Source organism: Sphingomonas sp. SDUR79, from assembly GCF_056821745.1.
Genome location: NZ_JBPDIN010000001.1, coordinates 1,744,383 through 1,769,384, shown reverse-complemented (window position 1 = coordinate 1,769,384; position 25,002 = coordinate 1,744,383). Strand labels below are relative to the sequence as shown.

The 25,002-nt window shown below is 65.4% G+C and carries 26 protein-coding genes; 20 read left to right on the top strand and 6 right to left on the bottom strand.

The genetic code is table 11. The annotated features are described in order from the left end of the window. The first annotated feature begins 45 nt into the window (after positions 1 to 45). A complete protein-coding gene (locus tag ACRYLO_RS08660) occupies positions 46 to 3,024 on the top strand; it encodes a TonB-dependent receptor domain-containing protein (protein ID WP_482659777.1) in 2,979 nt (992 codons plus the stop codon). A 59-nt stretch (positions 3,025 to 3,083) separates the two neighbouring features. On the opposite strand, the gene ACRYLO_RS08655 is transcribed toward ACRYLO_RS08660, so the two are convergent. Further along, positions 3,084 to 3,986 carry a LysR family transcriptional regulator gene (locus ACRYLO_RS08655; RefSeq protein ID WP_482659776.1) on the bottom strand — a complete coding sequence of 301 codons (903 nt, stop codon included), beginning with the start codon at positions 3,984 to 3,986 and terminating at the stop codon, positions 3,084 to 3,086. A gap of 191 nt (positions 3,987 to 4,177) precedes the next feature. On the opposite strand from ACRYLO_RS08655, the gene ACRYLO_RS08650 reads away from it, so the two are divergent. From ACRYLO_RS08650 to ACRYLO_RS08615, 8 genes are all read left to right on the top strand, one after another. Next, positions 4,178 to 4,876, top strand: coding sequence for a pirin family protein (locus tag ACRYLO_RS08650; protein ID WP_482659775.1), 699 nt, complete (start codon positions 4,178 to 4,180; stop codon positions 4,874 to 4,876). 179 nt (positions 4,877 to 5,055) lie between these two features. Beyond that, entirely contained in the window at positions 5,056 to 5,658 is a 603-nt protein-coding gene (wrbA, locus tag ACRYLO_RS08645; RefSeq protein ID WP_482659774.1) for an NAD(P)H:quinone oxidoreductase, read from the top strand. A 1-nt stretch (position 5,659) separates the two neighbouring features. Further along, entirely contained in the window at positions 5,660 to 6,448 is a 789-nt protein-coding gene (locus ACRYLO_RS08640; protein ID WP_482659773.1) for a dioxygenase family protein, read from the top strand. Between the two features lie 230 nt (positions 6,449 to 6,678). Continuing rightward, positions 6,679 to 7,365 carry an RluA family pseudouridine synthase gene (locus ACRYLO_RS08635; RefSeq protein WP_482659772.1) on the top strand — a complete coding sequence of 229 codons (687 nt, stop codon included), beginning with the start codon at positions 6,679 to 6,681 and terminating at the stop codon, positions 7,363 to 7,365. Beyond that, positions 7,355 to 7,759 (top strand): alternative ribosome rescue aminoacyl-tRNA hydrolase ArfB, encoded by a 405-nt coding sequence (gene arfB, locus ACRYLO_RS08630; protein ID WP_482659771.1) that lies wholly within the window; start codon positions 7,355 to 7,357, stop codon positions 7,757 to 7,759. The genes ACRYLO_RS08635 and arfB overlap by 11 nt, the downstream gene beginning before the upstream one ends. A 42-nt stretch (positions 7,760 to 7,801) precedes the next feature. Further along, the gene (locus ACRYLO_RS08625) at positions 7,802 to 8,245 is read left to right on the top strand and encodes a hypothetical protein (RefSeq protein WP_482659770.1); all 444 of its coding nucleotides are present in this window, start codon (positions 7,802 to 7,804) and stop codon (positions 8,243 to 8,245) included. 92 nt (positions 8,246 to 8,337) lie between these two features. Further along, positions 8,338 to 8,823 carry a GAF domain-containing protein gene (locus tag ACRYLO_RS08620; protein ID WP_482659769.1) on the top strand — a complete coding sequence of 162 codons (486 nt, stop codon included), beginning with the start codon at positions 8,338 to 8,340 and terminating at the stop codon, positions 8,821 to 8,823. Between the two features lie 262 nt (positions 8,824 to 9,085). Beyond that, positions 9,086 to 9,976, top strand: coding sequence for an RcnB family protein (locus ACRYLO_RS08615; RefSeq protein ID WP_482659768.1), 891 nt, complete (start codon positions 9,086 to 9,088; stop codon positions 9,974 to 9,976). A gap of 39 nt (positions 9,977 to 10,015) precedes the next feature. On the opposite strand, the gene ACRYLO_RS08610 is transcribed toward ACRYLO_RS08615, so the two are convergent. Together ACRYLO_RS08610 and ACRYLO_RS08605 are read right to left on the bottom strand one after the other, a co-directional pair. Continuing rightward, positions 10,016 to 11,332: a M28 family peptidase gene (locus tag ACRYLO_RS08610; RefSeq protein WP_482659767.1), complete on the bottom strand. Its 1,317-nt coding sequence runs from the start codon at positions 11,330 to 11,332 to the stop codon at positions 10,016 to 10,018. Positions 11,333 to 11,338: 6 nt separating this feature from the next. Then, positions 11,339 to 11,794: a universal stress protein gene (locus ACRYLO_RS08605; RefSeq protein WP_482659766.1), complete on the bottom strand. Its 456-nt coding sequence runs from the start codon at positions 11,792 to 11,794 to the stop codon at positions 11,339 to 11,341. Between the two features lie 140 nt (positions 11,795 to 11,934). On the opposite strand from ACRYLO_RS08605, the gene ACRYLO_RS08600 reads away from it, so the two are divergent. The 7 genes from ACRYLO_RS08600 to ACRYLO_RS08570 all read left to right on the top strand — a co-directional run bounded on the left by ACRYLO_RS08600 (position 11,935) and on the right by ACRYLO_RS08570 (position 18,048). Next, on the top strand, positions 11,935 to 13,227 hold the full coding sequence (locus ACRYLO_RS08600) for a pyruvate dehydrogenase complex dihydrolipoamide acetyltransferase (RefSeq protein WP_482659765.1): 1,293 nt from the start codon (positions 11,935 to 11,937) through the stop codon (positions 13,225 to 13,227). A gap of 10 nt (positions 13,228 to 13,237) precedes the next feature. After that, on the top strand, positions 13,238 to 13,459 hold the full coding sequence (locus tag ACRYLO_RS08595; protein WP_482659764.1) for a hypothetical protein: 222 nt from the start codon (positions 13,238 to 13,240) through the stop codon (positions 13,457 to 13,459). After that, complete coding sequence (locus tag ACRYLO_RS08590; protein ID WP_482659763.1) at positions 13,452 to 13,835, top strand: acyl-CoA thioesterase; 384 nt, start codon at positions 13,452 to 13,454, stop codon at positions 13,833 to 13,835. The genes ACRYLO_RS08595 and ACRYLO_RS08590 overlap by 8 nt, the downstream gene beginning before the upstream one ends. Before the next feature lie 50 nt (positions 13,836 to 13,885). Beyond that, on the top strand, positions 13,886 to 15,286 hold the full coding sequence (gene lpdA, locus ACRYLO_RS08585; protein WP_482659762.1) for a dihydrolipoyl dehydrogenase: 1,401 nt from the start codon (positions 13,886 to 13,888) through the stop codon (positions 15,284 to 15,286). A 133-nt stretch (positions 15,287 to 15,419) separates the two neighbouring features. Beyond that, entirely contained in the window at positions 15,420 to 16,352 is a 933-nt protein-coding gene (locus tag ACRYLO_RS08580; protein ID WP_482659761.1) for a hypothetical protein, read from the top strand. Next, positions 16,349 to 16,618, top strand: coding sequence for a hypothetical protein (locus tag ACRYLO_RS08575; protein ID WP_482659760.1), 270 nt, complete (start codon positions 16,349 to 16,351; stop codon positions 16,616 to 16,618). The genes ACRYLO_RS08580 and ACRYLO_RS08575 overlap by 4 nt, the downstream gene beginning before the upstream one ends. A 191-nt stretch (positions 16,619 to 16,809) precedes the next feature. After that, positions 16,810 to 18,048 (top strand): Xaa-Pro dipeptidase, encoded by a 1,239-nt coding sequence (locus ACRYLO_RS08570; RefSeq protein WP_482659759.1) that lies wholly within the window; start codon positions 16,810 to 16,812, stop codon positions 18,046 to 18,048. Between the two features lie 56 nt (positions 18,049 to 18,104). Here ACRYLO_RS08570 and ACRYLO_RS08565 read toward each other — a convergent pair whose 3' ends face one another. From ACRYLO_RS08565 to ACRYLO_RS08555, 3 genes are all read right to left on the bottom strand, one after another. Then, positions 18,105 to 18,932: a lectin OAA family protein gene (locus tag ACRYLO_RS08565; protein WP_482659758.1), complete on the bottom strand. Its 828-nt coding sequence runs from the start codon at positions 18,930 to 18,932 to the stop codon at positions 18,105 to 18,107. Positions 18,933 to 19,200: 268 nt separating this feature from the next. Beyond that, entirely contained in the window at positions 19,201 to 19,641 is a 441-nt protein-coding gene (locus ACRYLO_RS08560) for a bactofilin family protein (protein ID WP_482659757.1), read from the bottom strand. 41 nt (positions 19,642 to 19,682) lie between these two features. Beyond that, positions 19,683 to 20,918 carry an MptA/MptB family glycosyltransferase gene (locus tag ACRYLO_RS08555; protein WP_482659756.1) on the bottom strand — a complete coding sequence of 412 codons (1,236 nt, stop codon included), beginning with the start codon at positions 20,916 to 20,918 and terminating at the stop codon, positions 19,683 to 19,685. A gap of 98 nt (positions 20,919 to 21,016) precedes the next feature. Here ACRYLO_RS08555 and ACRYLO_RS08550 point away from each other — a divergent pair, with 98 nt between their 5' ends. The 4 genes from ACRYLO_RS08550 to fusA all read left to right on the top strand — a co-directional run bounded on the left by ACRYLO_RS08550 (position 21,017) and on the right by fusA (position 24,920). Continuing rightward, on the top strand, positions 21,017 to 21,649 hold the full coding sequence (locus ACRYLO_RS08550; RefSeq protein ID WP_482659755.1) for an SAM-dependent methyltransferase: 633 nt from the start codon (positions 21,017 to 21,019) through the stop codon (positions 21,647 to 21,649). A gap of 181 nt (positions 21,650 to 21,830) precedes the next feature. Continuing rightward, positions 21,831 to 22,202 (top strand): 30S ribosomal protein S12, encoded by a 372-nt coding sequence (gene rpsL, locus ACRYLO_RS08545; protein ID WP_129523976.1) that lies wholly within the window; start codon positions 21,831 to 21,833, stop codon positions 22,200 to 22,202. 59 nt (positions 22,203 to 22,261) lie between these two features. After that, a complete protein-coding gene (gene rpsG / locus ACRYLO_RS08540) occupies positions 22,262 to 22,732 on the top strand; it encodes a 30S ribosomal protein S7 (RefSeq protein ID WP_224920535.1) in 471 nt (156 codons plus the stop codon). 94 nt (positions 22,733 to 22,826) lie between these two features. Then, positions 22,827 to 24,920 (top strand): elongation factor G, encoded by a 2,094-nt coding sequence (fusA, locus tag ACRYLO_RS08535; protein ID WP_482659754.1) that lies wholly within the window; start codon positions 22,827 to 22,829, stop codon positions 24,918 to 24,920. Positions 24,921 to 25,002 lie beyond the last annotated feature (82 nt).

The window sequence follows — 25,002 nt, the reverse complement described above, 5'->3', positions numbered from 1 at the left end:
AAGCCGACACAAAAATGCGCGCCGGATCAAAAAGGGGGTTGGGGTATGAAGTTCAAGACCGCATTGTTCGTGACGGCGTGCTGCATCACGGGTCCGGCATTCGCGCAGGATGCGCCGACATCGTCGGAAGACCGGCAGGAAAGCAGCGAGCGCGAGGTGTTGATCACCGGTTCGCGGATCAAGCAGGACCCGAACAAGAGCGCGCTGCCGCTGCAGATCGTGACGCAGGAAGAGATTGCGCGCAACGGCATCACCAGCCCCGAGCAGCTGATCGCATTCCTTCCGACCAATGGGTCGGGCGCGGACAATCTGGCGTCCAACGCCGACGTGACCACCGGCGCGCAGCGCGGCACCAACGGTCTGTCGGCCGCGAACCTGCGCGGTCAGGGATCGGCGGCGACGCTGGTGCTGCTGAACGGTCGCCGTGTTGCGGCGCACGGCCTGTCGGGCTCGGCGGTTGACGTCAACCAGATCCCGTTTGCCGCGATCGAGCGCGTCGAAGTGCTCAAGGACGGCGCGTCGGCGATCTATGGCACCGACGCGGTCGGCGGCGTGATCAACTTCATCACCAAGAAGACGTTCGAGGGCGTTTCGGTCAGCGGCTATGTCGACGTGCCGGAAGCGGGCGGCGGCGAAATCTACCGCGTCGGCGGCGTGGCCGGTTATGGCAATCTGAACGAAGACGGCTTCAACATCATGGCGGCGGTTTCGTACCGCTGGAACAAGATCCTGCGCGGCGAGGACCGCGATTTCGTCAACGGCAACCAGCCCGAACGCGGCCTGTCGATCGACACGCGCGGCACGCCGATCGCGACCGTGTTCAACATCGGTCCCAACGCAAACCAGAATGCGAGCGGCACGCTGCTCGGGACTGCGGCGGGCTTCCCGACGCTTGCGATCACGGGGCCCAACGGCGCGAACATCGTCGGCGGCGGTATCAATATCCTCGATCTGCCGGGCGGCGGGGGCTGCAGCTCGATGGACGGCGGCATGGCCTATGACGAGCAGCTGTGGAATACCCCGGCGGCGGTCTATGCCTGCGCCTGGGACACGGGCCGCGCGGCGGTGATCCAGCAGCCGATCGAAACGCTGACCTATTATGGCCGCGGCGTCGTTCGCATCGGCGGTTCGCACGAGCTGTCGGTCGAGGTGACGGGTTCCGACGCGCATTCCGCCAAGAGCTTCAGCAACGCGCAGCTTTCGGCCAACACGACTAACCTCAACATCGCCTATCCGCGCAACCCGACGACGGCGGCGACCTATGACGCGGTGGTCAATGCGATCCGCGGGATCATCACCGACCCGACCCAGCTGGCCAATTTCAACGCCCGCGCGGCCGCACAGTTGCCGATTTCCTATCGCTGGCGCTGCGCCGCGTGCGGGCCGCGCGAATATGTGACGGACACCAAGACCTTCCGTGCGGCGCTGGGCCTTGAAGGTCCGTTGTTCGACGGGTGGGATTACCGCGCCGGTGCCAGCTATGCGAAGAGCGAAAGCTCCTCGGTGCTGGGCAGCGGATATTATTATCGCGGCACCAACGCCAATGGCTCCTACGATCCGAATGCACCGCAGGTTGCGGGCGCACCGGCCGGGTTCCGCGGTCTGGTCGGCGTGATGAACAGCGGCCTGATCAACCCCTTCAGCCTGACCCAGACCGCGGCGGGCCTGGCCGCGTTGGAATCGGTCTCGGCGCGCGGGGCGACGCTCTATGGCGGGCAATATGAGGTGAAGCAGTTCGACGCGTCGGTGTCCGGCTCGCTCTTCCCGATCTGGGGTGGCGATGTGCGGATGGCCGCAGGTGTCGACTATCGCCGTGAAACCTACTCGTTCAACGGATCTGCTGCGGCGGCCGCGACTGCGCCGGTGATCTTCCTGGCCGCATTCGACAACGTCAACGCGCTGACGCCCAAGAGCCGCGACGTGAAGGCTGCCTATGCCGAAGTGCTGGTGCCGATCATCGAGCAGCTCGAGGTGACCGGCGCGCTGCGTGTCGACGACTATACCGGCTTTGGCACGACCACCAATCCGAAGGTCTCGGTCAGGTTCACGCCGTTCGACCAGCTGATGTTCCGCGGGTCGTACAACACCAGCTTCCGCGTTCCGACGTTCAACCAGATCTTCAACGGCGTCACCCTGTCGCCCTATTCGGGCAGCGATCTTGCCGACCCGGTGCGTTGCCCGGGCGGCGTTCCGACCAGCGCGTTTGGCAGCGGCCAGCCGTGCGCGCAGATCCGCCCGGAAATCGCCACCGGCGGTCTGCCCACGCTGCAGCCGGAGTCGGCCAAGCAGTTCAGCGTCGGCGGTGTGCTGACCCCGTTCCGCGGGTTCAGCCTGGCGGTCGACTGGTGGTCGATCGCGGTCGACGACACGATCCAGCTGCTGACCCTGCGTCAGCTGATCGAAAACGCGTCGCTGTTCCCCGAGCGCTTCATCCGCGACCCGGTGACGCAAGACGTGATCGGGATCGACCAGCGCTGGATCAACGCAGGTTCGCGTCGCACTCAGGGCATCGAGTTCGCTGCGCGCGGCCAGTTCGATGCGATCGGCGGTACGGTTTCGGCGGGTCTGGACGGCACGTTGCTGATCAAGAAGCGTGAGAAGCTGACGCCGTCTTCGGCCTATGGCCCGAGCCTGATCGGGGTGTTCACCTATGCGGGCGACCTCGGCAACGAGTGGAAGCACAATGCCTATATCGGCTACCGCACAGAGGATGTGAGCTTCACGCTGAGCCAGATCTTCCGCTCGGGCTACAAGAACCAGGCGCTGCCGGGCATCGCTGCGGGCACGGTGACGCGCCCGGGCTACAATGCGTTCGTCGATGATTACATCATCTACAATGCGTCGATCACGTTCACCGGGTTCAAGGGCTATACCTTCACCATGGGCGTGAAGAACCTGTTCGACACCGATCCGCCGTTCGCGATCACCTATGACGGCAATACCGGTGCCGGCAGCTCGTGGGAGCCGCGCGTTGCCGATCCCCGCGGGCGTTCGTTCACGATCTCGGCGGAGGCCAGGTTCTAAGCCGGGGGTCATCCACCCAAGCAAGGGGGCCGGTTCGCAGCGATGCGGGCCGGCCTTTTTTATACCCGGCTGCAGAGGTTGCGGAAGCGCTGCGACAGGAAGTCGATCACCAGTTCGACCCGCGCCGGGCGCAGGGTGCTGGGTGGCGTCAGCAGGTGGAGCGCGACGTTCATCGGCGACCAGTCGGCGAGGATCTCGACCAGTCGACCGTCGGCCAGTTCGCGGTCGATGATGAAGTCGGGCAGGCGCGCAATGCCGAGGCCCGCGAGCAGGGCCGGCATCATCGCATCGCCATTGTCGGTGGTCAGCGGCCCGGCCGGGCGCACGGCGGCTTCCTCACCATCCGCCTTGCGAAACTGCCAGGCGCCGATCGCATTGGCATAGAGGAAGCAGGCATGATGGGCGAGGTCGGCTGGGTGGCGCGGCGTGCCGTGCTGCGCAAGATAGGCCGGGGCGGCGACCACGCGCGCCTTGATCGGGGACAGTCGGCGCGCGCGCAGCGAAGAGTCGGGCAGATCGGCGATACGCAGCGCGATGTCGAAGCCATCGGCGACGATGTCGACGCGCGCGTCGGACAGGCGCAGGTCGATCTGGATACCGGGATATTCGGCGATCAGATCGGCGATGGCGTCGGCGACGAAGCGGATGCCGAAGGTGATCGGCGCGGCGATGCGGACCAGGCCCGACGGCGCCTTGGCGGAATCGATCGCAGCCTCTTCCGCCGCCTGCGCTTCGGCGAGAATGCGACCGGCGCGCTCGGCCAGCGCGGTGCCGCTGTCGGTCAGGGTCAGGCGGCGCGAGGTGCGGTGGAACAGCGCGGTACCCAGCTGCGCCTCAAGCCGGGCGATCGCCTTGGACACCGTGGCCTTGCTGACCCCGATCGCGGAGGCTGCCCCGCTGAATGAGCGATGCTCGACCACGCATGCAAAGATTGCCCAGGCTTCAAAATCGGGAAGGCGCATTTTTTGTAGCTCCGCGTTTCGGCACCGGCCCGCTCCCCCACCCGGCCACCCATAAGATACGCTGCCGTTGGGTGGCCGGGTGGGGGAGCGGGCCGGTGCCGCACCATAAATGACGAAACGATCCGTTTCAAACGTTTCCATTTACGCGCCGAACTCCCGAACTATCTTGAACCTCAAGCAAGGAGGTTCCGATGATCGACAAACGTTCGTTCGACAGCCTAGGCCATGCCGATCACGGGTGGCTCAACGCACGCCATCATTTCAGCTTCGCCAATTACTATGATCCCGCCCGCATGGGCTGGGGCGCGATCCGCGTGTGGAACGATGACGAGATCGCTCCGAACAGCGGTTTTCCGCCGCACCCGCACAAAGACATGGAGATCATCACCTATGTCCGCACCGGTGCGATCACGCATCAGGATTCGATGGGCAATACCGGCAAGACCGGTGCCGGGGACGTCCAGGTGATGAGCGCGGGCACCGGGGTGCGGCACGCCGAATATAATCTGGAGTCCGAAACCACGACGCTGTTCCAGATCTGGATCATGCCGCGTGCCGGCGGCGGCGCGCCGAGCTGGGGCGCCAAGCCCTTTCCCAAGGGTGAGCGCTCGGGCAAGTTCGTGACGCTCGCCAGCGGTTTTGCCGAGGACAGCGAAGCGTTGCCGATCCGCGCTGATGCCCGGGTGCTCGGCGCGACGATCAAGGCCGGTGAAAGCGTGACGCACAGCGTGGGGCAGGGGCGCCATGCCTATCTCGTCCCTGCGGTCGGCAAGATCGAAATCGATGGCAAGCCCTTCGATGCCCGCGACGGCGCCGCGTTGAGCGGTGGCCAGACCGTGACGATCACCGCGATCGAGGACGCCGAGATCGTCCTGGTCGATTCAGACTAACGACCCCCCGGAGCGGTCCGCAAGCCCCCCCTCCCAAGGCGGGCCGCTCCACCCCTTTTTCTAGAAACTCCCCTCCCGCTTGCGGGAGGGGCTCGGGGAGGGCGTGTCAGCCCCCTCCCGAACATTCCCTCCCCCGACCCCTCCCGCAAGCGGGAGGGGGGACTTTCAGGAGAACTTAAATGACCAAGGTCCTGGTGCTTTATTACTCGTCCTATGGCCATATCGAAGCGATGGCCGAAGCGGTTGCCGAGGGCGCACGCTCGGCCGGAGCGACCGTCGATATCCGCCGCGTGCCCGAGACCGCGCCCGAGGCGGTGGTCAAGGCCGCCGGCTTCAAGGCCGACAGCGCGCATCCGCTGATCGAGGGGCCCAATGCGCTGACCGAATATGACGCGATCATCGTCGGCTCGCCGACCCGCTTCGGCCGCATGGCGAGCCAGATGGCATCGTTCTGGGATACCGCTGGTGGCGTCTGGTATCAGGGCGCGCTGCACGGCAAGGTCGGCGGTGCATTCACGTCGAGCGCGACCCAGCATGGCGGCAACGAGACCACGTTGTTCAGCATCATCACCAATTTGCTGCACTTCGGCCTGACCATTGTCGGCCTCGATTACGGTCATGCCGACCAGCAGAAGATCGACGAAGTGCTCGGCGGCGCGCCCTATGGCGCGACCACGGTCGCGGGTGGCGACGGCAGCCGCATGCCGAGCGAGATCGACCTGGCTGGCGCGCGCTATCAGGGCCGCCGCATTGCCGAAGTCGCGACCAAGCTGATCGCCTGACATGACGCGCGCCGTGCAACCCGCTTTGTTCGTGTCGCACGGCTCGCCGATGATCCTGTTCGAACCCAGCCCGGCGCGGGATTTCCTCGCCGGGCTGGCGTCGCATGTGGCGCGCCCCGATGCGATCCTGATGATCTCCGCCCATCACGACATGGCGGAGGCGGTAGTGGCGTCGGGCAGCGATCTGCCGACGATCCATGATTTCGGCGGCTTTCCGCAGAAATTGTTCGACCTGCGCTATCCGGCCAAGGGCGATCCCGCGCTGGCGGAAGCGGTGGCGCAGCTGGTCGCGAAGGCCGGGCATCCGGTGTTCCTCGACCCCGCGCGCGGGCTCGATCACGGCGCTTGGGTGCCGCTGATGCTGGGCTGGCCCGATGCCGATGTCCCGGTGGTCCAGCTGTCGATCAGCAGCGCGCATCCGCCGCATTGGCATCACCGTATCGGCCAGGTGATCGCACCGCTGCGCCAGCGCAATGTGCTGATCATCGGATCGGGCAGCCTCACGCACAATCTGCGTGCGATCTTTGTCGAGGGGCGCAACCACGATGCGCCGGTGCCGGATTGGGTATCGGGGTTCGCCAACTGGGTAAAGGAGCGGTTCGACGCCGGGGACACCGACGCGGTGCTCCACGCGGTCGAGCGCGGCCCGCACGGTCGGGCGAACCATCCCACGATGGACCATATCCTGCCGCTGTTCACCGCGATGGGCGCGGGCGGCGAGCCGGCGCAGCGACTGCATCACAGCTATACCTATGGCGTGTTGGCGATGGATGCCTATCGCTTCGGCTAGATCGGATCGAGATTGCGCGATGCGTCGCCCCAATCCTCCCCCGCCAGGGGGAGGTGGCACGCGCAGCGTGACGGAGGGGGCGGAAGCACGCCGGCAGGAGGCTCAAGCGGACAGCCGTCCTCCCCCTCCGTCGCCTTCGGCGCCACCCCCCCCCTGGCGGGGGAGGATTGTGCAACCGCGATAGGACCTACGGGCTGGCGTCCGGCGCATAGCAGTGGCAAGGCGTGGCGATGATCCAGGATCACGTACTTTTCATCGATGGCGAGGCGATCATCATCGACAAGCCCGCCGGGCTTCCGGTCGATCCGCCGCGCGACGGCTCGATCAGCCTCGAAAACCACCTCGCCAACCTGACCTTCGGCTTCAAGCGCTGGCCGACGCCGGTCCACCGGCTCGATCGCGACACCAGCGGGTGCCTGTTGCTCGCGCGCAATCCCAAGGCGCATGCGCGGTTCCAGCAGGCGTTCGAGGCGGGGCAGGTGACCAAACGCTACCTCGCGGTGATCGACGGAATTCCCGATGCGCCATCGGGGATGATCGATCTGCCGCTGATCAAGGTGTCGAGCGCCGAGCGCGGCTGGCGGATGACTGGCAGCCCGAACGGCAAGTCTGCGCGGACGCGCTGGCGGATGCTGGCGCAGAAGGACGGGCGGGCGTTCATCGCATTCTATCCCGAAACCGGGCGCACGCATCAGATCCGCGTCCATGCCGCCGAGGGGCTGGGCTTTCCGATCACCGGCGACCCGGTCTACGGTGTGGCGAACGGACGCAAGATGATGCTCCACGCCGCGCAGCTGACCGTGCCGCGTCCGGGCAAGCCCGACATTCATGCCGAGGCACCGACCCCGGATTCGTTCCGTGCGTTCGGCTTTGCGGGCGGGCAACCGCAGGACGATCTGGGCGACGATGCCGGCTGAACTGCCCGAGGCGGCGATCGTCGAGGAAAAGTTCCTCGCCGCGTCGGGGCCGGGCGGGCAGAATGTCAACAAGGTCGCGACCGCGGTGCAGCTGCGCGTCAACGTGTTTGCGCTGGGCCTGCCGCCCTATGCCTATGCCAGGTTCAAGGAGCTGGCGGGCAGCCGGATGACTTCGGGCGGCGAGCTGGTGGTGACCGCACGCAAGTTCCGCACCCAGGATGCCAATCGCGAGGATGCGCGCGCGCGGGTGATCGAGCTGATCGAAAAGGCGCTGGAGCGGCAGGCGCGGCGGATCAAGACCAAGCCGGGCAAGGCGGCCAAGGCGCGGCGGGTGGACGAGAAAAAGGGCCGCGCGGCGATCAAGGCGGGGCGGGGCAGGGTGCAGATCGATTGATGTCGCCGCGCAACGATCGCGCTTCCTGCGCGTTTGCGCGTCATGAACCGATCGATCTGGCTTGTGCCCCTCATCCTCTTCAGCGCCTGTTCGCAGGAGCCGACGCTGGAGGATGTGACGCAAAACAATATGCAGACGGCCGATCGCCCAACTCCGCCCGATCCGGTCGCGACAACCCCGGCCGAAACCGCGAGCGACGGGGCGAGCGCTGAAATCCCCAAGGCCTTTCATGGCAACTGGAGCGCGAATGTCGCGGACTGCGGCAAGGGTAGCGACGTCACCCGGCTGACGATCGCGCCGACCGAGTTGCGCTTTTACGAAAGCACTGCGGACATCATCGGGGTCGTCGCGACCGGGCCGGAAATCAGGGTGACCGCGCGCTATGCCGGCGAGGGTGAAACCTGGGACCAGACGCGCGTCTTTGCCCTGTCGGCTGACGGCAACGTGCTGACGTCAGAGGGGATGACGCGGGCGCGCTGTCGCTAGTCTCGGCGAAGCAAGACGGCGCTTCCAATCGAGCGACGCTGAACCATGTCTTGCCCCTTGCATCACGGCAACGCCCGCGCCACCTGCGGCATATGTACAGCTTCGACATTGCCGCCGGGTCCAAGGCCGAACTTTATCGCGATCTCCACGCCGCGCTCGATGCGCTCACGGCGGGGGAACCTGACGCGATTGCCAATATGGCGAATGCTGCCTCGCTGATCGGGCAGTATTTGCCCGACCTCAACTGGGCCGGTTTCTACCGCAATGTCGGCGGCGAGCTGGTGCTCGGGCCGTTTCAGGGCAAGGCGGCGTGTATCCGCATTCCGTTCGGCCGGGGCGTGTGTGGCGCGGCGGCGGCGACGCGCGAGACGCAGCTGGTCGCGGATGTCCACGCCTTTCCCGGCCACATCGCGTGCGATGCGGCGAGCAATGCCGAGCTGGTCGTGCCGATCGTGCATGACGGCGAGCTGTTCGGCGTGCTCGACCTCGACAGCCCGGTCACCGGCCGCTTCGATGCCGAGGATGCGGCGGGGTGTGAGGCGCTGATGGCGCTGCTGGCCCCGCGACTCGCGGCTTAGATTTTTCAGCTTCGCTGAAGCGGCACCGGCCCGCTCCCCCACCCGGCCACCCAACGGCATCGTATTTTATGGGTGGCCGGGTGGGGGAGCGGGCCGGTGCAGCGACCGCTGAAAGCGACCTGAGCGCTGCCCCGCATTGGGACTTTCTTAACCAAGGTGCGCGGTGGGATCGGCGCGTTGTCAGTGTTAAAACGCTGTAAAGAGGCGCGGTCCTTCTTCCCTGCTTGAATGGTCGCGCCTCGCCAGAACAGCGAGTGTGCCAATGCGTGTCCTGACCCTCACGACCTTGTCGATTGCCGCGATTGCGGTTGCGACCCCTGCCCAGGCCCAGCGGGTGTGGCGCGATGGGCAGTGGGTCCAGCGCGAGCGCGAGCCGGTGCGCTATCCGTCGCGGTCGGTGCCTCCGACGCGGATCGATCCGCCGCGCGCGACCCACGGCGGTGGCCGCTGGGGCCCGATGGTCGGCGGGCGCTGGCACGCGGGGATGCGCGCGCCCGGCGGGTGGAGCGCCTATCGTCGGCCGGTGCGCGGCTGGATGCTGCCAAGCTATTGGGTCGGTGGTGGCTTCTGGATCAGCGACTGGTCGAGCTGGGGTCTGAGCCGCCCGGCGCCGGGCTATGGCTGGCTGCGTTACTATGACGATGCCGTGCTGGCCGACCGCGATGGCCGGGTGTGGGATTCGGTCAGCGGGATCGACTGGAATGGCGGCGGAGGCGGCGGATCGGCCACGGCCTATGCCGGTGGCGGCTATGCGGCGGCGGCTGCTGCCGGCGGCGGCGGCGGTGGCGGCTACGGCGCACGCTACGACGCGCCCGGTTACGATGATGACGGTTATGCGGACGATCGCCGCGAGCGGCGGCCAATGCCTGCACAGCCATACCCGGGGGGGTATGCCCCGCCGTCCTGCGCCAGCCCATGTGGCGCGCAGGGCGGCGGCTATGCCCGCGGCTATTATGGCGGAAGCGGCTATTACATGGCCGGGCCCACGGTGACGACGATCGTCATCCAGTCCGGCGCGACCACCACGACCACGGTCACCGAAGAGGTGATCGAGGAGGTCGAGGAAGTCCGCACTTATCGCGCGCCGGTGAAGACCGTGCGGCGCTATCCGAGCAAGACGGTGCGCCGGTCGACCAAGGATTGCTGTCGGTAGTTTCCCTCGCCCCGGCGCAGGCCGGGGCGATGCTTTGGGTCAGTTCCGTGGCGGGCGGGTGCCGAACGTCACGATGCTCTCGCTGCCATCCGCGGCGACCGACGACACGCCGATGAAGTGATCGTCGACCACCACGTCCTTCAGCACTGTCTCGGTCCGCCCGGCGACGCCGCGCACCTCGCTCCAGTTCTGCGTGTCGTTGCGGCGCCAATAGACCTTGTAGCCGCGCGCGCCGGGGACAGCGTTCCAGCGCACCTTGGTATCCGCGCTCACTGCGCCGTCGAGCACGACGCCCGATGGGGCCGACGGCGCATTGGCGAGACGGCGGATCGTGGCGATGTTGAGCGCGGTGACCTTCGCCAGGTAGGGGAAGTCCATCTTGTCGACCGTGTCGCCAAAGACCCGGCCCTTTTCGGTCCGCAGGTCCTGATGCTGCTGGTCGTAATTCTCGGCCGCGACCGAGAAGCGGACGGCGGGGTAGCCGAGACGCAGGAAGGGTTCGTGATCGCCGCCGCGCCCGAAGCGGTCGGGGCGGCGGACGACGAACACGTCGAGTGCGTCCTTGTCCGACTCGCGCATCCCATCCGCGACCTTGTCGATCGCCTTGGCGAGCGCGCGGCTGGGGCCATCATCCTCGCCGCCATCGCCGCGCCGGCCGATCTGGCCGGGCAGGTCCTCCGACGCGCGGATGCCTTCGGAAAAGACGCGGACGCGATCGGCGACGCGGACGCCGTTCTGGCCGACGGTGTTGCCGACAATGTCGTTGTTGAGGACGGCGATGACTTCCCAGCCGCGCTCCTTCGCGGTTTCGGCGAGCAACGTGCCGCCCCACAACCCCTGTTCCTCACCCGACAGCAGCGCATAGACGATTGTCGCCTTGAGCTTGTGCTTGGAGAGGATGCGTGCCGCCTCGATCACCAATGCGGTGCCGGAGGCGTCGTCATTCGCGCCGGGGGCGTCGCTGGTGAAGTCCATCACGTCGCTGACGCGCGAATCGATATGGCCCTGGACGATCACGACGCGCTTGGGGTCTTCGCCCTGCTGGAAGCCGAGCACGTTGACGACCTCGACCCCGTTCGGCGCGCGCGGGCCGGTGAAGGTGCGGCCGATCCGCGCGACCTTGATGCAATCGCCGCACGCCGCGCCGATCCGGTCGAGCTCCTCCGCGCCCCATTTCCGCGCCGCGCCGATGCCGCGCACCGGATCGTCGGGGGAGGAGAGGGTGTGGCGCGTGCCGAAGCTCACCAGCTTTTCGACATCGGCCTTGAGCCGCTCGGCGCTGGGCGCTTCGACGGGCTTTTGCTGGGCGGCGGCGGGGGCTGCGATCAGCAGCGCGGGGAGAAGGAGGGTTCGCATAGGGCCTTAGCTTAGCCGGTCGATCGCCTCGCGGTCGAGGCTTCCCGGGATGATCATCAATGGCACCGGCAGAACCGCCATGTCGCCGCTGGTGAAATGGGTGACGATCGGGCCGGGTTTGCCGCCGACCGCAGCGCCGAGGACGAGCGCGGCGATCTCTGGATTCGCTTCGATCATGTCGCGAATGACTTTGGGGCCGTCGCCTTCGACCACGGTGATGGTCGGTTTGAGCCCCGATTCCTGGATCAGCGTGCCGGCCGCGCCCGCGACCAAAGCTTCGGCGCGTTGTCGCCCCTCTTCCTCGATCGTCGCCATGACGCCGCCCCACTGGACGAAGTCAGGCTTGGGAATCAGCGCCAAAATCTCGACCCCGCCGCCGGTCTTGACCGCACGGCGTGCGGCGAAGCGGAGCGCGATCTGCGCCTCGGGGCTTTCGTCAATCACGACCAGATAGGTGCGCATGAAACTACTTCCCCCCTCCGTAGGTGACAGGTGGTGACGCGTCGCGGCCTCGAGCGCAAGGGGCGGGGTTGACCCAAGCCGTTCATCGCGCAAGGAGGGCGCGACAACCACCTCACATCACGACAGGATCCTCCCCACCCATGTCGATCGAAATCAAGATGCCCGCTTTGTCTCCGACGATGGAGGAGGGCACGCTCGCCAAATGGCTGGTCAAGGAAGGCGACACGGTCAAGGCCGGCGACCTGATGGCCGAGATCGAAACCGACAAGGCGACGATGGAGTTCGAGGCGGTCGACGAAGGCGTGATCGCCAAGATCGTCATTGCCGAGGGCACTGACGGGGTGAAGGTCGGCACCGTCATCGCCGTGCTGGCGGGCGAGGGCGAGGATGCCGCGTCGGTGTCTGCACCAAAGGCTGAGGCGCCCAAGGCGGAAGCGCCCAAGGCTGAGGCTGCTCCGGCGCCTGCCGCTGCGCCTGCACCTGCGCCTACTGTCGCCCCCAAGGCTGACGGCGAGCGCGTCAAGGCGAGCCCGCTGGCGCGCCGCATCGCCGCGGAAAAGGGCGTGGACCTGTCTGGCGTCGCGGGCTCCGGCCCGAACGGCCGCATCGTCAAGGCCGACGTCGCAGAAGCGAAGCCCGGTGCTGCGCCCGCGCCCAAGGCGGCCGAAGCGCCTGCCGCCGCTGCTGCGCCGACCGCATCGGCACCGGCCGCTGCCCCGGCATCGGTGTGGTATGACGAGAGCATCCCGCACGAGGTCGAAAAGCTCAGCAATATCCGCAAGACGATCGCGCGCCGCCTGACCGAGGCGAAGCAGACGATCCCGCACATCTATCTGACCGTCGACATTCAGCTCGACGCGCTGCTCAAGCTGCGCGGCCAGCTCAACAAGAGCCTCGAAGGGCGCGGGGTGAAGCTGTCGGTCAACGACATGCTGATCAAGGCGCTCGCGGTCGCGCTAAGCCAAGTGCCCAAGTGCAACGTGACCTATGCGGGCGACAAGCTGGTCAAATACAGCCGCGCCGACATCTCGGTCGCGGTGTCCACGCCGACCGGTCTGATCACTCCGATCATCCGTGACGCGGCGAATATCGGCCTCGCGTCGATCTCGAACCAGATGAAGGAGCTGGCCGACCGGGCGAAGGAGGGCAAGCTCCAGCCGCACGAATATCAGGGCGGCACCGCCAGCATCTCGAACATGGGCATGTTCGGGATCAAGCAGTTCGACGCCGTCATCAACCCGCCCCAGGCGATGATCCTGGCGGTCGGCGCGGGCGAGAAGCGTCCGTACATCGTCGACGACGCGCTGGGCGTGGCGACGGTGATGTCGGCGACCGGCAGCTTCGACCACCGCGCGGTGGACGGGGCCGATGGCGCCGAGCTGATGAAGGTGCTCAAGGCGCTGATTGAATCGCCCATGGGCCTGCTGGCCTGAGCGCCCCGTCATGCGTGTCCTGATCGAAGCATTGCACATTGCCGCGGGAATCGCGGTTGCGCTGCTGATCGGGGCGCTGGCGAGTTGGGCCTATCCGCTCGCGCAGGGGGATGTGTGGCTGGTCACGGGGGTCGCGATCCTGTGCATCGTCGTGATGGGCGTGGGGCCGATGCGCCGCGCAATGTGGCTGCAGCGCAACCCGCAGGGCGGGGAGGGCGGCGACGATGCCTGACCGGGAGCCCCCCGCGATCGAACCTTCGATCCGCGTCAGCACTATGCCGGCAGACGCCAATGCCTATGGCGATATTTTTGGCGGCTGGCTGGTGAGCCAGATGGACCTTGCCGCCGGCCTCGTCGCCGCGCGCCGGGCCAAGGGCCGCGCGGTCACGGTCGCGATGGACTCGATGCAATTCCACGCACCCGTCGCGGTCGGTGATGAAGTCTCGGTCTATGCCCAGATCGTGAAGATCGGGCGCAGCTCGATGCTGATCGAGGTCGAAGCCTGGCGCCGCTGTCGCCACGGTGAGGAGCGCGAGCTGGTGACGCAGGCGAACTTCACCTTTGTCGCGGTCGGCGAGGACCGCAAGCCGCGGCCGGTGGACGGTTAGTCCGCGCGACCCCATTTCCTTTCAACCCTCTCTTCCCCAGGGGCAAAACCATGGCTGAATCCTATGACGTGATCGTGCTCGGCTCCGGACCCGGCGGCTATGTCGCCGCGATCCGCGCGAGCCAGCTCGGTCTCAAGACCGCGATCGTCGAGCGCGAACTGCTCGGCGGCATCTGCCTCAACTGGGGGTGCATCCCGACCAAAGCGCTGCTGCGCTCGGCGGAGATTTTCCACTTCATGCAGCATGCCAAGGACTATGGTCTGGCCGCCGAAAAGATCAGTGCCGACCTGGATGCGGTGGTCAAGCGCTCGCGCGGGGTGGCCAAGCAGCTCAATCAGGGCGTCACGCACCTGATGAAGAAGAACAAGATCGCTGTGCACATGGGCACCGGCAAGCTGACCGGTAAGGGCAAGCTCAGCGTCACCGGCGCGGACGGCAAGGTGACCGAGCTGGCCGCCAAGAACATCATCCTCGCCACCGGCGCGCGCGCGCGCGACCTGCCGAACCTGCCCGCCGATGGTGAGCGGGTGTGGACCTATCGCCACGCGATGACGCCGAAGGAAATGCCGAAGAAGCTGCTGGTGATCGGATCGGGCGCGATCGGGATCGAATTCGCCAGCTTCTATAACGACATGGGTGCGGACGTGACGGTGGTCGAGATGCTCGACCGCATCGTGCCGGTCGAGGACAAGGACATCTCCGCGCATCTGGAGAAGGCGCTCAAGAAGCAGGGCATGACCATCATGACCAGCGCCAAGATCGACAAGATCGCCGCAGACAAGAGCGGCGTGAAGGCGACGATCACCGACAAGGACGGCAAGGCGGTCGATGGCGAATTCAGCCATGTCATCGTTGCGATCGGCATCGTGCCGAACACGGCGGACATCGGCCTCAAGGAACTGGGCGTTGAGGTGGACGATCGCGGCTTCCTCAAGACCGACGGCGCGTGCCGCACCAATGTCGAAGGGCTGTGGGCGATCGGCGACATCACCGCGCCGCCGTGGCTGGCGCACAAGGCGAGCCATGAGGGCGTGATCGCGGCCGAGGCGATTGCGGGCAAGCATCCGCACGCGATGGACCCGCGCAACATCCCCGGCTGCACCTATTGCCACCCGCAGATCGCCAGCGTCGGCCTGACCGAGGCGAAGGCGAAGGAAGCGGGTTACGAGGTCAAGGTCGGCAATTTCCCCTTCATCGGCAACGGCAAGGCGATCGCGCTGGGCGAGCCGGACGGGTTTGTGAAGACGGTGTTCGACGCCAAAACCGGCGAACTGCTCGGCGCGCACATGATCGGCGCGGAAGTGACCGAGATGATCCAGGGCTATACCATCGGCAAGACGCTGGAGACGACCGAGGCGGAGCTGATGGAAACGGTGTTCCCGCACCCGACGATCAGCGAGTCCATGCATGAAAGCGTGCTTGCGGCTTACGGGCGGGTGATCCACATCTAGACTCAAGCATGACGAGGCGCCGTCGGCCCGCGACACATTTCGTCGAGGCAAGAAGCTCTTCGATAAATCGGCAGTATTAATTTCCGTTATTCTTTGCTAACAGCCCCTTATAGGATCGGGGGGGCGGTTCATGATGAATGTTCGGCTGTTCGTCGCAAGGCCATTGCTGATTTTTGTGGTCGGGGTGCTGGGAGGCTGTGCGTCATTTGATGGTGCTATAGAGCCCAGTATCCCCACCTCCACCAAAATCCATGACATTTCAACGGGTTCATATTCTGCGGCCGCGGCGTACTCAAAACTCGACGAGCTGAATACGGACGACAAGAAGAAGCTGTTTCGAAACAACTTCATTCAACTTCACTTGCGCGCGCATGATGCGCGGTTCGAGGACTACAAGCGCGCGCTCTCGCGCGAGATGCGGGGCTCCAGTTTCGGTCTCGACATGGGTGTGATGGCGCTCACCGGCGTCGGATCGCTGGTAAGCGGGAGCGCGGCGAATATCCTGTCGGCCGGCGCTGCAGGACTCACCGGAACCCGCGCGGCGCTATTTCGCGAAGTCTATTTTCAGCAGTCCCTGCCGGCTTTGCTCATGAAAATGGACGCTAAACGCCTCAAGGCGAAGACAGCGATCCTCGAAAAGGCGACGCTGAAGTCGATCCATGAGTACCCGCTCTGGGCTGCGATGAGCGATCTCGACAATTATGAACGTACCGGAAGTCTCAACGATGCAATCGCGGAGGCGCTCGGCGCGGCGACGACAGATGCGTCCGCAGAAAAGGCGGAAGCGGTCCGGGAATATGAAAATCTGATCGAAACCTGCACCGTAGAGGCGGGCGCGCTGCCCGTGTGGACCAAGATTGCGACGGCGCTCAACGCGTTGGACGCGCAGACCGACAAGCCAGTGCTTGACACTGTGAGCGATATCACCGCGACCGAGAAGGGAGGCAATTTCGATGCGCAAAAGCAAGCCATCTTGACCAAGATTGGCACCTCCTATTGTTCCAAGACAGCGGCGGAGGGGCTGGAATCGCAACTTAGGCTCAAATCAAGGCTCACGCTGCCATGATCCGGAACGGTAAATTCATGGGGAGCTATTCGCTCGCCGAACTCACTACGCAACTTGACGGATACGAGATCCTTTGGGGTGCCCTGGTCGATCTGGGCAATCATGAGGGGTCGACCGTCGGAACGTTCGACAGCGACAAATCCGGAGCTCCGACATTGGTGCTCCGTCCCGGCGGCGCGCAACCTAGGGCCGGAGAGACCGTCGTCTGCACGGGTACGGTTCGCGTCCTGGGGCAGTCGCAGCAGGTCACGGCGTATCACAAATAGCGGACGTGCGGCGTATGGCGTAACGCTTGGTCGCGTCAGCTGGTGCCGATCGTGATATGATCGCCTTTGCGATCAACCCGGCGAGCGCGCAGATTGCGTTCGATCGCGCAGGGGATGAGCACCGGCGCAGCGTGAGCTGTTTGAAGGAGACGAGAATGACGCGTGGGTGCTGGGCTCTGGCGGTAACAGCGATGGCTGTGACGCCGGCACATGCCGAAACCGTGGTGCTTACCGCCGACCGGATGATCGACGTGGTCAGCGGCAAGGTGGTCGAGCATCCCGCGATCTTCATCACCGATGGGCGCATCACCAGCATCGCCGACGCGCGTGTCGTGCGCTGGGGCAGCGACGTTCGGCATATCAATCTGAGCGGCAAGACGGTGCTGCCCGGGCTGATCGACATGCATGTCCATCTCGACAGCAATCCCGTTTATGGGGGCTATACCGGCCTGCAGTTCACCGACAGCTTCTGGGCGATCCAGGGGACAGCGAATGCGCGGGCGATGTTGCGCGCGGGCTTTACGACGATCCGCAATGTCGGGTCCGAAAATTATGCTGACGTGGGCTACAAGCAGGCGATTGCCGAAGGGCTGATCGCCGGGCCGCGCATCGTGCCGGCGGCCCATTCGCTGGGCGCAACGGGCGGGCATTGCGACAGCACTTATTTGCCCCCCTCGTTCAAGCAAAAGGGCGTCGCGGTCGGGGACGGAGCGCAGGAGCTGCGCCGGATCGTGCGCGAGCAGCGCAAATATGGCGCGGAGGTGATCAAGATCTGCGCGACCGGCGGGGTCTTTTCGCGCAACACCGAACCGGGACAGCAGCAGCTGTCGGAGGACGAGATGCGCGCCATCGCGGATGAGGCGCATCAGTGGGGCCTGAAGGTCGCGGCGCACGCGCATGGCGCGGCGGGGATCAAGGCGGCGATCCGCGCCGGCATCGACACGATCGAGCATGCCAGCCTGGTCGATGACGAAGGGATCAAGCTGGCGGCGGCGCGCAAGCAGCCGGTGTGGTTCTCGATGGATATCTACAACACCGATTACACCCAGGCGGAGGGCAAGAAGAACGGCGTGCTGGAGGATAACCTCCGCAAGGATCGTGAGATCGCCCAGATCCAGCGCGACAATTTCCGCAAGGCGCATGCAGCGGGCGTCAAGATGGTGTTCGGCAGCGATGCGGGCGTGATGCCGCATGGAACCGCTGCGGGTCAGTTCCGCATCATGGTTCAGTACGGCATGACCCCGATCGAGGCGATCCGCGCCGCGACGCTCAATGCCGCCGAGGCACTTGGCCGGACCAAGGATGTCGGTGCGATCGAAGTGGGCCGCTATGGCGACCTGATCGCGGTCGAGGGCGATCCGTTGAAGGACGTCGATGTGCTGACCAGGGTCACTGATGTGATCAAGGGCGGCGAACGCGTCACGGACTGAGCGACAAAAAGGCCGGGTCCACGGCGGGAGGAACCGTGGACCCGGCGATGGTGCGCTCAGGCGGGGGCGAGCGCGTCGGCAGTGGCGGTAGCGGGGACCAGGTTGAGGCCGATCGGGCCCTCGCCGGAATAGGTCATGCTGCCCTCCAGCGCCGCGCCGGTGCCGGTGACGTTGACCGCCACGACGCCCTGCGTGCCGCGGCACCCGATCACCCAGGTGCCGCCCGGATGCCAGGGGGCGCTGTCACCGCCCCATTGGTTGAGCACGCTATAGGTGTTCGCCATGGTCTGCGTGCCTTTGAACCCGATCGGGCCTTCGCCAGAATAGGTCATGGTTCCGATCAGGGTCTTGCCATTATCGGGGCTGGTCACGTCGATCGCGGCCACCGGCTGGGCCGGGCGACAGCCAAGGATCCACAGCCCGCCCTGATGCCATGGTGCGCTGTTGCCGCCCCATTGGTTGGTCGCGTCGAACGCCGTGCCATCGGACATCGCGCCCTTGACGCCGATCGGGCCTTCCCCGGCATAGGTCATCGAGCCGCCGAGAGTCTGGCCCCCGTCGCTGGACGTGAGGTCGAACGCGACGGCATTCTGGCCGTTGCGCGCGCCGAGCAGGAACAGACCGGCGTCGTGCCATGGTGCGTCATCGCCGCCCCACTGGTTTTCGACCTGATAGCAATTGGTGGTGACCAGCGTCGCGCGGACGCCGATCGGCCCTTCGCCCTCATAGGTCATCGATCCGGTGAAGCTGCGCCCGCCATCGCCCGAGCTGATCGCCAGCGCGATCGGGTTCTGGTCGGCGCGGTTGCCGATGCTGAGCAAACCGCCATCGTGCCAGGGCGCGCTGTCGCCGCCCCATTGGTTCTGAATCGCATAGATCGTCACGCTGCTCTCTCCTGAACGTCCGCCCGCAACCCGGACGCGCCAGGGCGGGCCGGATCGGGGCAGTGCTGTGGCCGATACGCTGGGACCGATCGCCGGAGTCGGCGATGGTCGAGCTTAGCCCGGCCCGCGTTCGGGCGCTGGAGAGTGAGCGCCATTACGGATGCAGCTGTCGCAGCGAATCGCGACCGCATGCAACAAGGGCGCGCTCCGCAAGGAACGCGCCCTGAAATGTTGGACGCGGATCACTGCCCGCGCCGAAACGCCTGTGTCAGTTCGATCCCATGACCGACGCGACCGTGACCGGTGCGGATGCGCCCGGCTGCACCGGTTCGGCACGGACCGGTGCGGCGGTGATCGCGCTCAGATGCTTGAGCCGCCCATCGATATGACCGCCATTTTCGATCGTGATATTTTCATATTCGACATCGCCGGTGATGCGCGCGGTACGCTCGACCGTCAGCAGCTTGGCGCGGACCGTACCTTCGATCGCACCGGCCAGACGCGCGCTTTCGGCGGTGACACTGCCGAAAATCTGGCTGTCGGCGCCCTGCGCGAGCGTGCCGCAATCGACATCGCCCTCGACCCGGCCCTCGATGTGCAGCTCGCTGCTGGCCTTGATGCTTCCGGTGATGACGATGTCCGGCCCGATAACCGAAAACATGCCGCGCTTCGACGCGCCATTGCTCTGCGCCGGCGGTGCAGGCGGCATGGCAGGACGGTCATCGCGCGAACGGCTGTTATTAAACATGGTTACTCCCCACTTCCCCGGAAATTGAGTCGCTGTTCAATACCATAGCGAAACCCGCCTCGCAGCACGGCTGGTCCCGGATTTCGTCCCGTTGGGGGATTATCGTTTGCATTCGGGACCGCGAGCGGTCTCGCGGCGATCCAGGTTGCCGCGATCATGCAGGCGGCGCCCAGCGCCACCATCGGTGCGCCGAGCCCGAGATAGCCGGTGATCGCGGCGAACGATCCGATCTGGACCAACGCGGCGAGAGCGAAGGCGGAGCGGGTACCGCGCGCGATGGCGAACGCCAGAATCAGCATGTCGGCGAGCAGGAAATAGCGCTCATGCATGCGCGGGAGCAGCCCGGCGGTGAGCAGCGCGGCGAGTGCAGCCATGCCAACCAGCCCGGCGGCGTCGAAGCGGACGATCTGCATCTTGGCGACGAACCACGCGCTTGCACCGAGCGCTGCGGCGAGCGCGAGGCCGAACAGGCGGGGGGCAAAGTCCGGCGCGATCATGCCGGCGAGCGACCAGATATTCGGCGCATTGCGCGCGATGTCGTTGCTGAACGTGCCCGCCTGCCGGAAATAGATCGTGGCGAGGTCGGCGGGCGGCCAGCCGGCGAGCAGGGCAGGGGCCATCAAAGCGAGCAGCGCGGCGGGAGCGGCGAGCCACTCGAGCAGCGGCACCCGCCGCTGGATCGCGATGGCGAGGAAGAAGGGGGCGACCAGCACCGCCTGCGCCTTGAACGCGACCGCGACTCCGCACCAGGCGAACATCGCGATGTGCCGCCGCTCAACCGCCATGGCGACCGCCATCAGACACGCGGCGACATAGATGGCGTCGCACTGGCCCATCAGCAGCGCATTGAAGGCGACCGAGGGGAGGGCGACGACCAACGCGGCCCAGTGCGCCCGCTGCGCCACACCGAGCGCGCCGAGCAGGCGGTGCATCGCGAGGGCCAGCGCGACTGTCCCGGCGACCGAGAGCAGTTTGATCACGCTCATCGGATCGAGCCAGTTGGCAAGCGGGCTGACCAGCGCGAGCAGATAGAGATAGCTCGGCATGTAATTGGAGAAGGGGCGCGCAAAGGCGTCGGCGACGCCATTGGCGCGGATCGTCTCCAGCCACGGGATCAGATAGGCCGTCATGTCCGGGGTGAAGAGCGGCCACAGTGCCCAGGCCTGCACCGCCGCGACCAGCGCGACGAGCAGCGGGGAGGGGGCCGGCAATCCCGGACGCATGGCGGCAGACGACATGGCATCGCGAATAGGGCGATGCGTTGAAGATCGGGTTAAGCCCGCGCGTGCATGGCCGGTGGACAAGATGCTGTCGCCGTTGCAGAAACCGCACGCCGATGCTCCGTTCCCTGTCCTCCGCCGCCCGTCTTCGCCTGCTTGCGCTGCTCCTCGCGGTGGTGGCGCTGGGACTGATCGCTTTGGGCGGACGGTGCATGCTGCCGACGATGGTCAGCTGTTCGGCATCCACCATCTTTGGCGGGCCCAAGCTGGACGTGCCCTACAAGAGCACGCGGCGCGAGGTGGTGGCGCTGATGCTCGAGATGGGGGAGGTGAAGGCCGGCGACACGGTGATCGACCTTGGTACTGGCGACGGGCGTATCCTGATCGCGGCGGCCAAAGAGCGCGGTGCGCAGGGGCTGGGCGTCGATCTCGATCCGGTGCTGATCCGCAAGGCGCGCGATGCGGCCGAAGATGCCGGCGTTGCGGACCGCGTGCGATTCGAGGCGGCGGATCTGTTCAAGACCGACCTCAGCTCCGCCGATGTGGTCACCATGTATCTGCTGCCCGAAGTGAATCTGCGCCTGCGTCCGCAATTGTTCGCGCAGCTGAAGCCCGGCACCCGCGTCGTCAGCCACGCGTTCGACATGGGCGACTGGAAGCCGGAGGCGAAGCGGAAGGCGGGCGGCTCGACCGTATATATGTGGCGTATCCCCGAACGGCCGCCCGCCAGCGCCGAAACACCCCGTTGACCGGTGGGGGGCACGCGTATATAGGCCGCGCGCTCGCAGGGATTCCGTCCCGCGAGCTTTATTGAGCTGAACGTTGTTGGAGACGCCAGGGCCCGGAGGCCGCGCTAAGGCCGCCAGGGTCCTTTCGTATTTTCCGGTCACACGGCTCCAGCAAAGTAACCATTGGAAGGTGAAGGGCTTCATGCCGACGATTAACCAGCTGGTCCGCAAGGGCCGCGTTTTGCAGAAGACCAAGTCGAAGGTCCCTGCGATGGAGCAGAACCCGCAGAAGCGTGGCGTTTGCACCCGTGTCTATACCACGACCCCGAAGAAGCCGAACTCGGCATTGCGCAAGGTGGCCAAGGTTCGCCTGACCAACCAGCGCGAAGTGATTTCGTACATCCCGGGTGAGGGCCACAATCTTCAGGAGCACTCGGTGGTCCTGATCCGCGGCGGTCGCGTTCGCGATCTTCCCGGCGTCCGCTATCACGTCCTGCGCGGCGTTCTCGATACCCAGGGTGTCAAGGATCGCAAGCAGAGCCGTTCGAAGTACGGCGCGAAGCGTCCGAAGTAAGCCAAAGTAAGCCCCGGACAGGTTCCGGAACCGGCTGAAGTTTTAGAAGGAAATTCAAGATGGCTCGTCGTCGTCGTCCCGAAAAGCGGGAAATCCTGCCCGATCCCGTGTACGGGGATCAGGTTCTGTCGAAGTTCATGAACAGCGTGATGCTGGACGGCAAGAAGGCCGTCGCTGAAGGCATCGTCTATTCGGCGCTTCAGGTTGTCGAGCAGCGGGCGAAGAAGGACCCGATCGGCGTCTTTCACGAAGCGCTGAACAACATCAAGCCGGGCATCGAAGTGCGCAGCCGCCGTGTCGGCGGTGCGACCTATCAGGTCCCCGTCGAGGTGCGCCCCGAGCGCGCTCAGGCGCTGGCGATCCGCTGGCTGATCACGTCTGCGCGCAACCGCAGCGAAAACACGATGTCGGCACGCCTGTCGGGTGAGCTGCTGGACGCTTCGAACAATCGCGGCAACGCGGTGAAGAAGCGCGAAGATACGCACCGCATGGCGGAAGCGAACCGCGCGTTCAGCCACTACCGCTGGTAAAGACGGCGTTGCCGGTCTTTTTCCGGTAACATTCTTACCTATATCCCGGGGAGTCGCTTCTGGCGGCTCCCCATACCCTTAAGGAACCACGATCATGGCCCGCAGCCATCCGCTCGATCGCTATCGCAACATCGGCATCATGGCGCACATCGACGCCGGCAAGACGACGACGACTGAGCGCATCCTCTATTACACCGGCAAGTCCTACAAGATCGGCGAAGTGCATGAAGGCACCGCGACGATGGACTGGATGGAGCAGGAGCAGGAGCGCGGGATCACGATCACGTCGGCGGCGACCACCTGCAAGTGGAAGGCCGAGGACGGCAATGGCCCCGAGCATCTGATCAACATCATCGACACGCCGGGCCACGTCGACTTCACCATTGAGGTCGAGCGTTCGCTGCGGGTGCTCGACGGCGCGGTTGCGTGCTTTGACGGCGTTGCCGGCGTTGAGCCGCAGTCGGAAACCGTGTGGCGTCAGGCGGACAAGTACAAGGTTCCGCGGATGTGCTTCGTCAACAAGCTCGACCGCACCGGCGCCGATTTCTACTTCTGCGTCGACACGATCGTCGATCGCCTCGGCGCGCGTCCGGCGGTCCTGTATCTGCCGATCGGCATGGAAGGCGGCTTCAAGGGCCTGGTCGATCTGGTCAACAACCGTGCGATCGTCTGGCTCGAAGAGTCGCTGGGCGCCAAGTTCGAATATCAGGACATCCCGGATGACCTGAAGGAAAAGGCCGCCAAATATCGCAGCGAGCTGATCGAAATGGCGGTCGAGCAGGACGACGAGGCGATGGAAGCCTATCTGGAGGGCAATGAGCCCGACGTCGCGACGCTCAAGAAGCTGATCCGCAAGGGCACGCTGGACATGGCATTCGTGCCGATCCTGTGCGGCTCTGCGTTCAAGAACAAGGGCGTTCAGCCGCTGCTCGACGCAGTGGTCGATTACCTGCCCTCGCCGCTCGACATTCCCGACGTTCAGGGCGTGAAGCTCGACGGCGAGACCCCGGATTCGCGTCCGGCGGATGACAATGCGCCGTTCTCGGGCCTGGCGTTCAAGATTATGAACGACCCGTTCGTCGGCTCGCTGACCTTCACCCGCATCTATTCGGGCACGCTGAGCAAGGGTTCGTACCTGAACTCGGTGAAGGACAAGAAGGAAAAGATCGGCCGTATGCTCCTCATGCATGCGAACTCGCGTGAGGACATTGATGAGGCGCGTGCGGGCGACATCGTCGCGATCGCGGGTCTGAAGGAAACGACGACCGGCGACACGCTGTGCGACGCGGCCAACCCGATCATCCTCGAGCGGATGGAATTCCCCGAGCCGGTGATCGAGCTGTCGGTGGAGCCGAAGACCAAGGCCGACCAGGAAAAGATGGGCCTCGCGCTCAACCGCCTGGCTGCCGAGGATCCCTCGTTCCGCGTTTCGACCGACCATGAATCGGGCCAGACCATCATCAAGGGCATGGGCGAGCTCCATCTCGAGATCCTGGTCGACCGCATGAAGCGCGAGTTCAAGGTCGAGGCGAATGTCGGCGCGCCGCAGGTGGCGTATCGCGAATATCTCAAGAAGCCGGTCGACATCGACTATACCCACAAGAAGCAGTCGGGCGGCACCGGCCAGTTCGGCCGCGTCAAGGTCAAGCTGACCCCGGGTGAGCGCGGTTCGGGCTTCGTCTTCAAGGACGAGATCAAGGGCGGTAACATTCCGAAGGAATATATCCCGGCGATCGAAAAGGGCTTCCGCGAGACCGCACTGACCGGTTCGCTGGTCGGCTTCCCGATCATCGACTTCGAAGTGCTGCTGTATGACGGCGCGTATCACGACGTCGACTCGTCGGCGCTGGCGTTCGAAATCTGTGCCCGCGCCGCGATGCGCGAAGCGGCGCAGAAGTCGGGCATCACGCTGCTCGAGCCGGTGATGAAGGTTGAGGTCGTGACCCCCGAGGACTATCTTGGTGACGTCATCGGCGACATCAACAGCCGTCGTGGCCAGATCCAGGGCACCGACAGCCGTGGCAATGCGCAGACTGTCGACGCGATGGTCCCGCTGGCCAACATGTTCGGCTATGTGAACCAGCTCCGCTCGTTCACGCAGGGACGCGCGCAGTACAGCATGCAGTTCTCGCATTACGACGAAGTGCCGCCGAACGTGGCCGAGGAAGTGAAGGCGAAGCTGGCCTAAGGCTGGCGTTCAACGAAATTGATCGCTATGGGGCCGCGTTCTCGTGAGTCCCATGGCGGTCCGGGAAATTGACTCAGAAGGT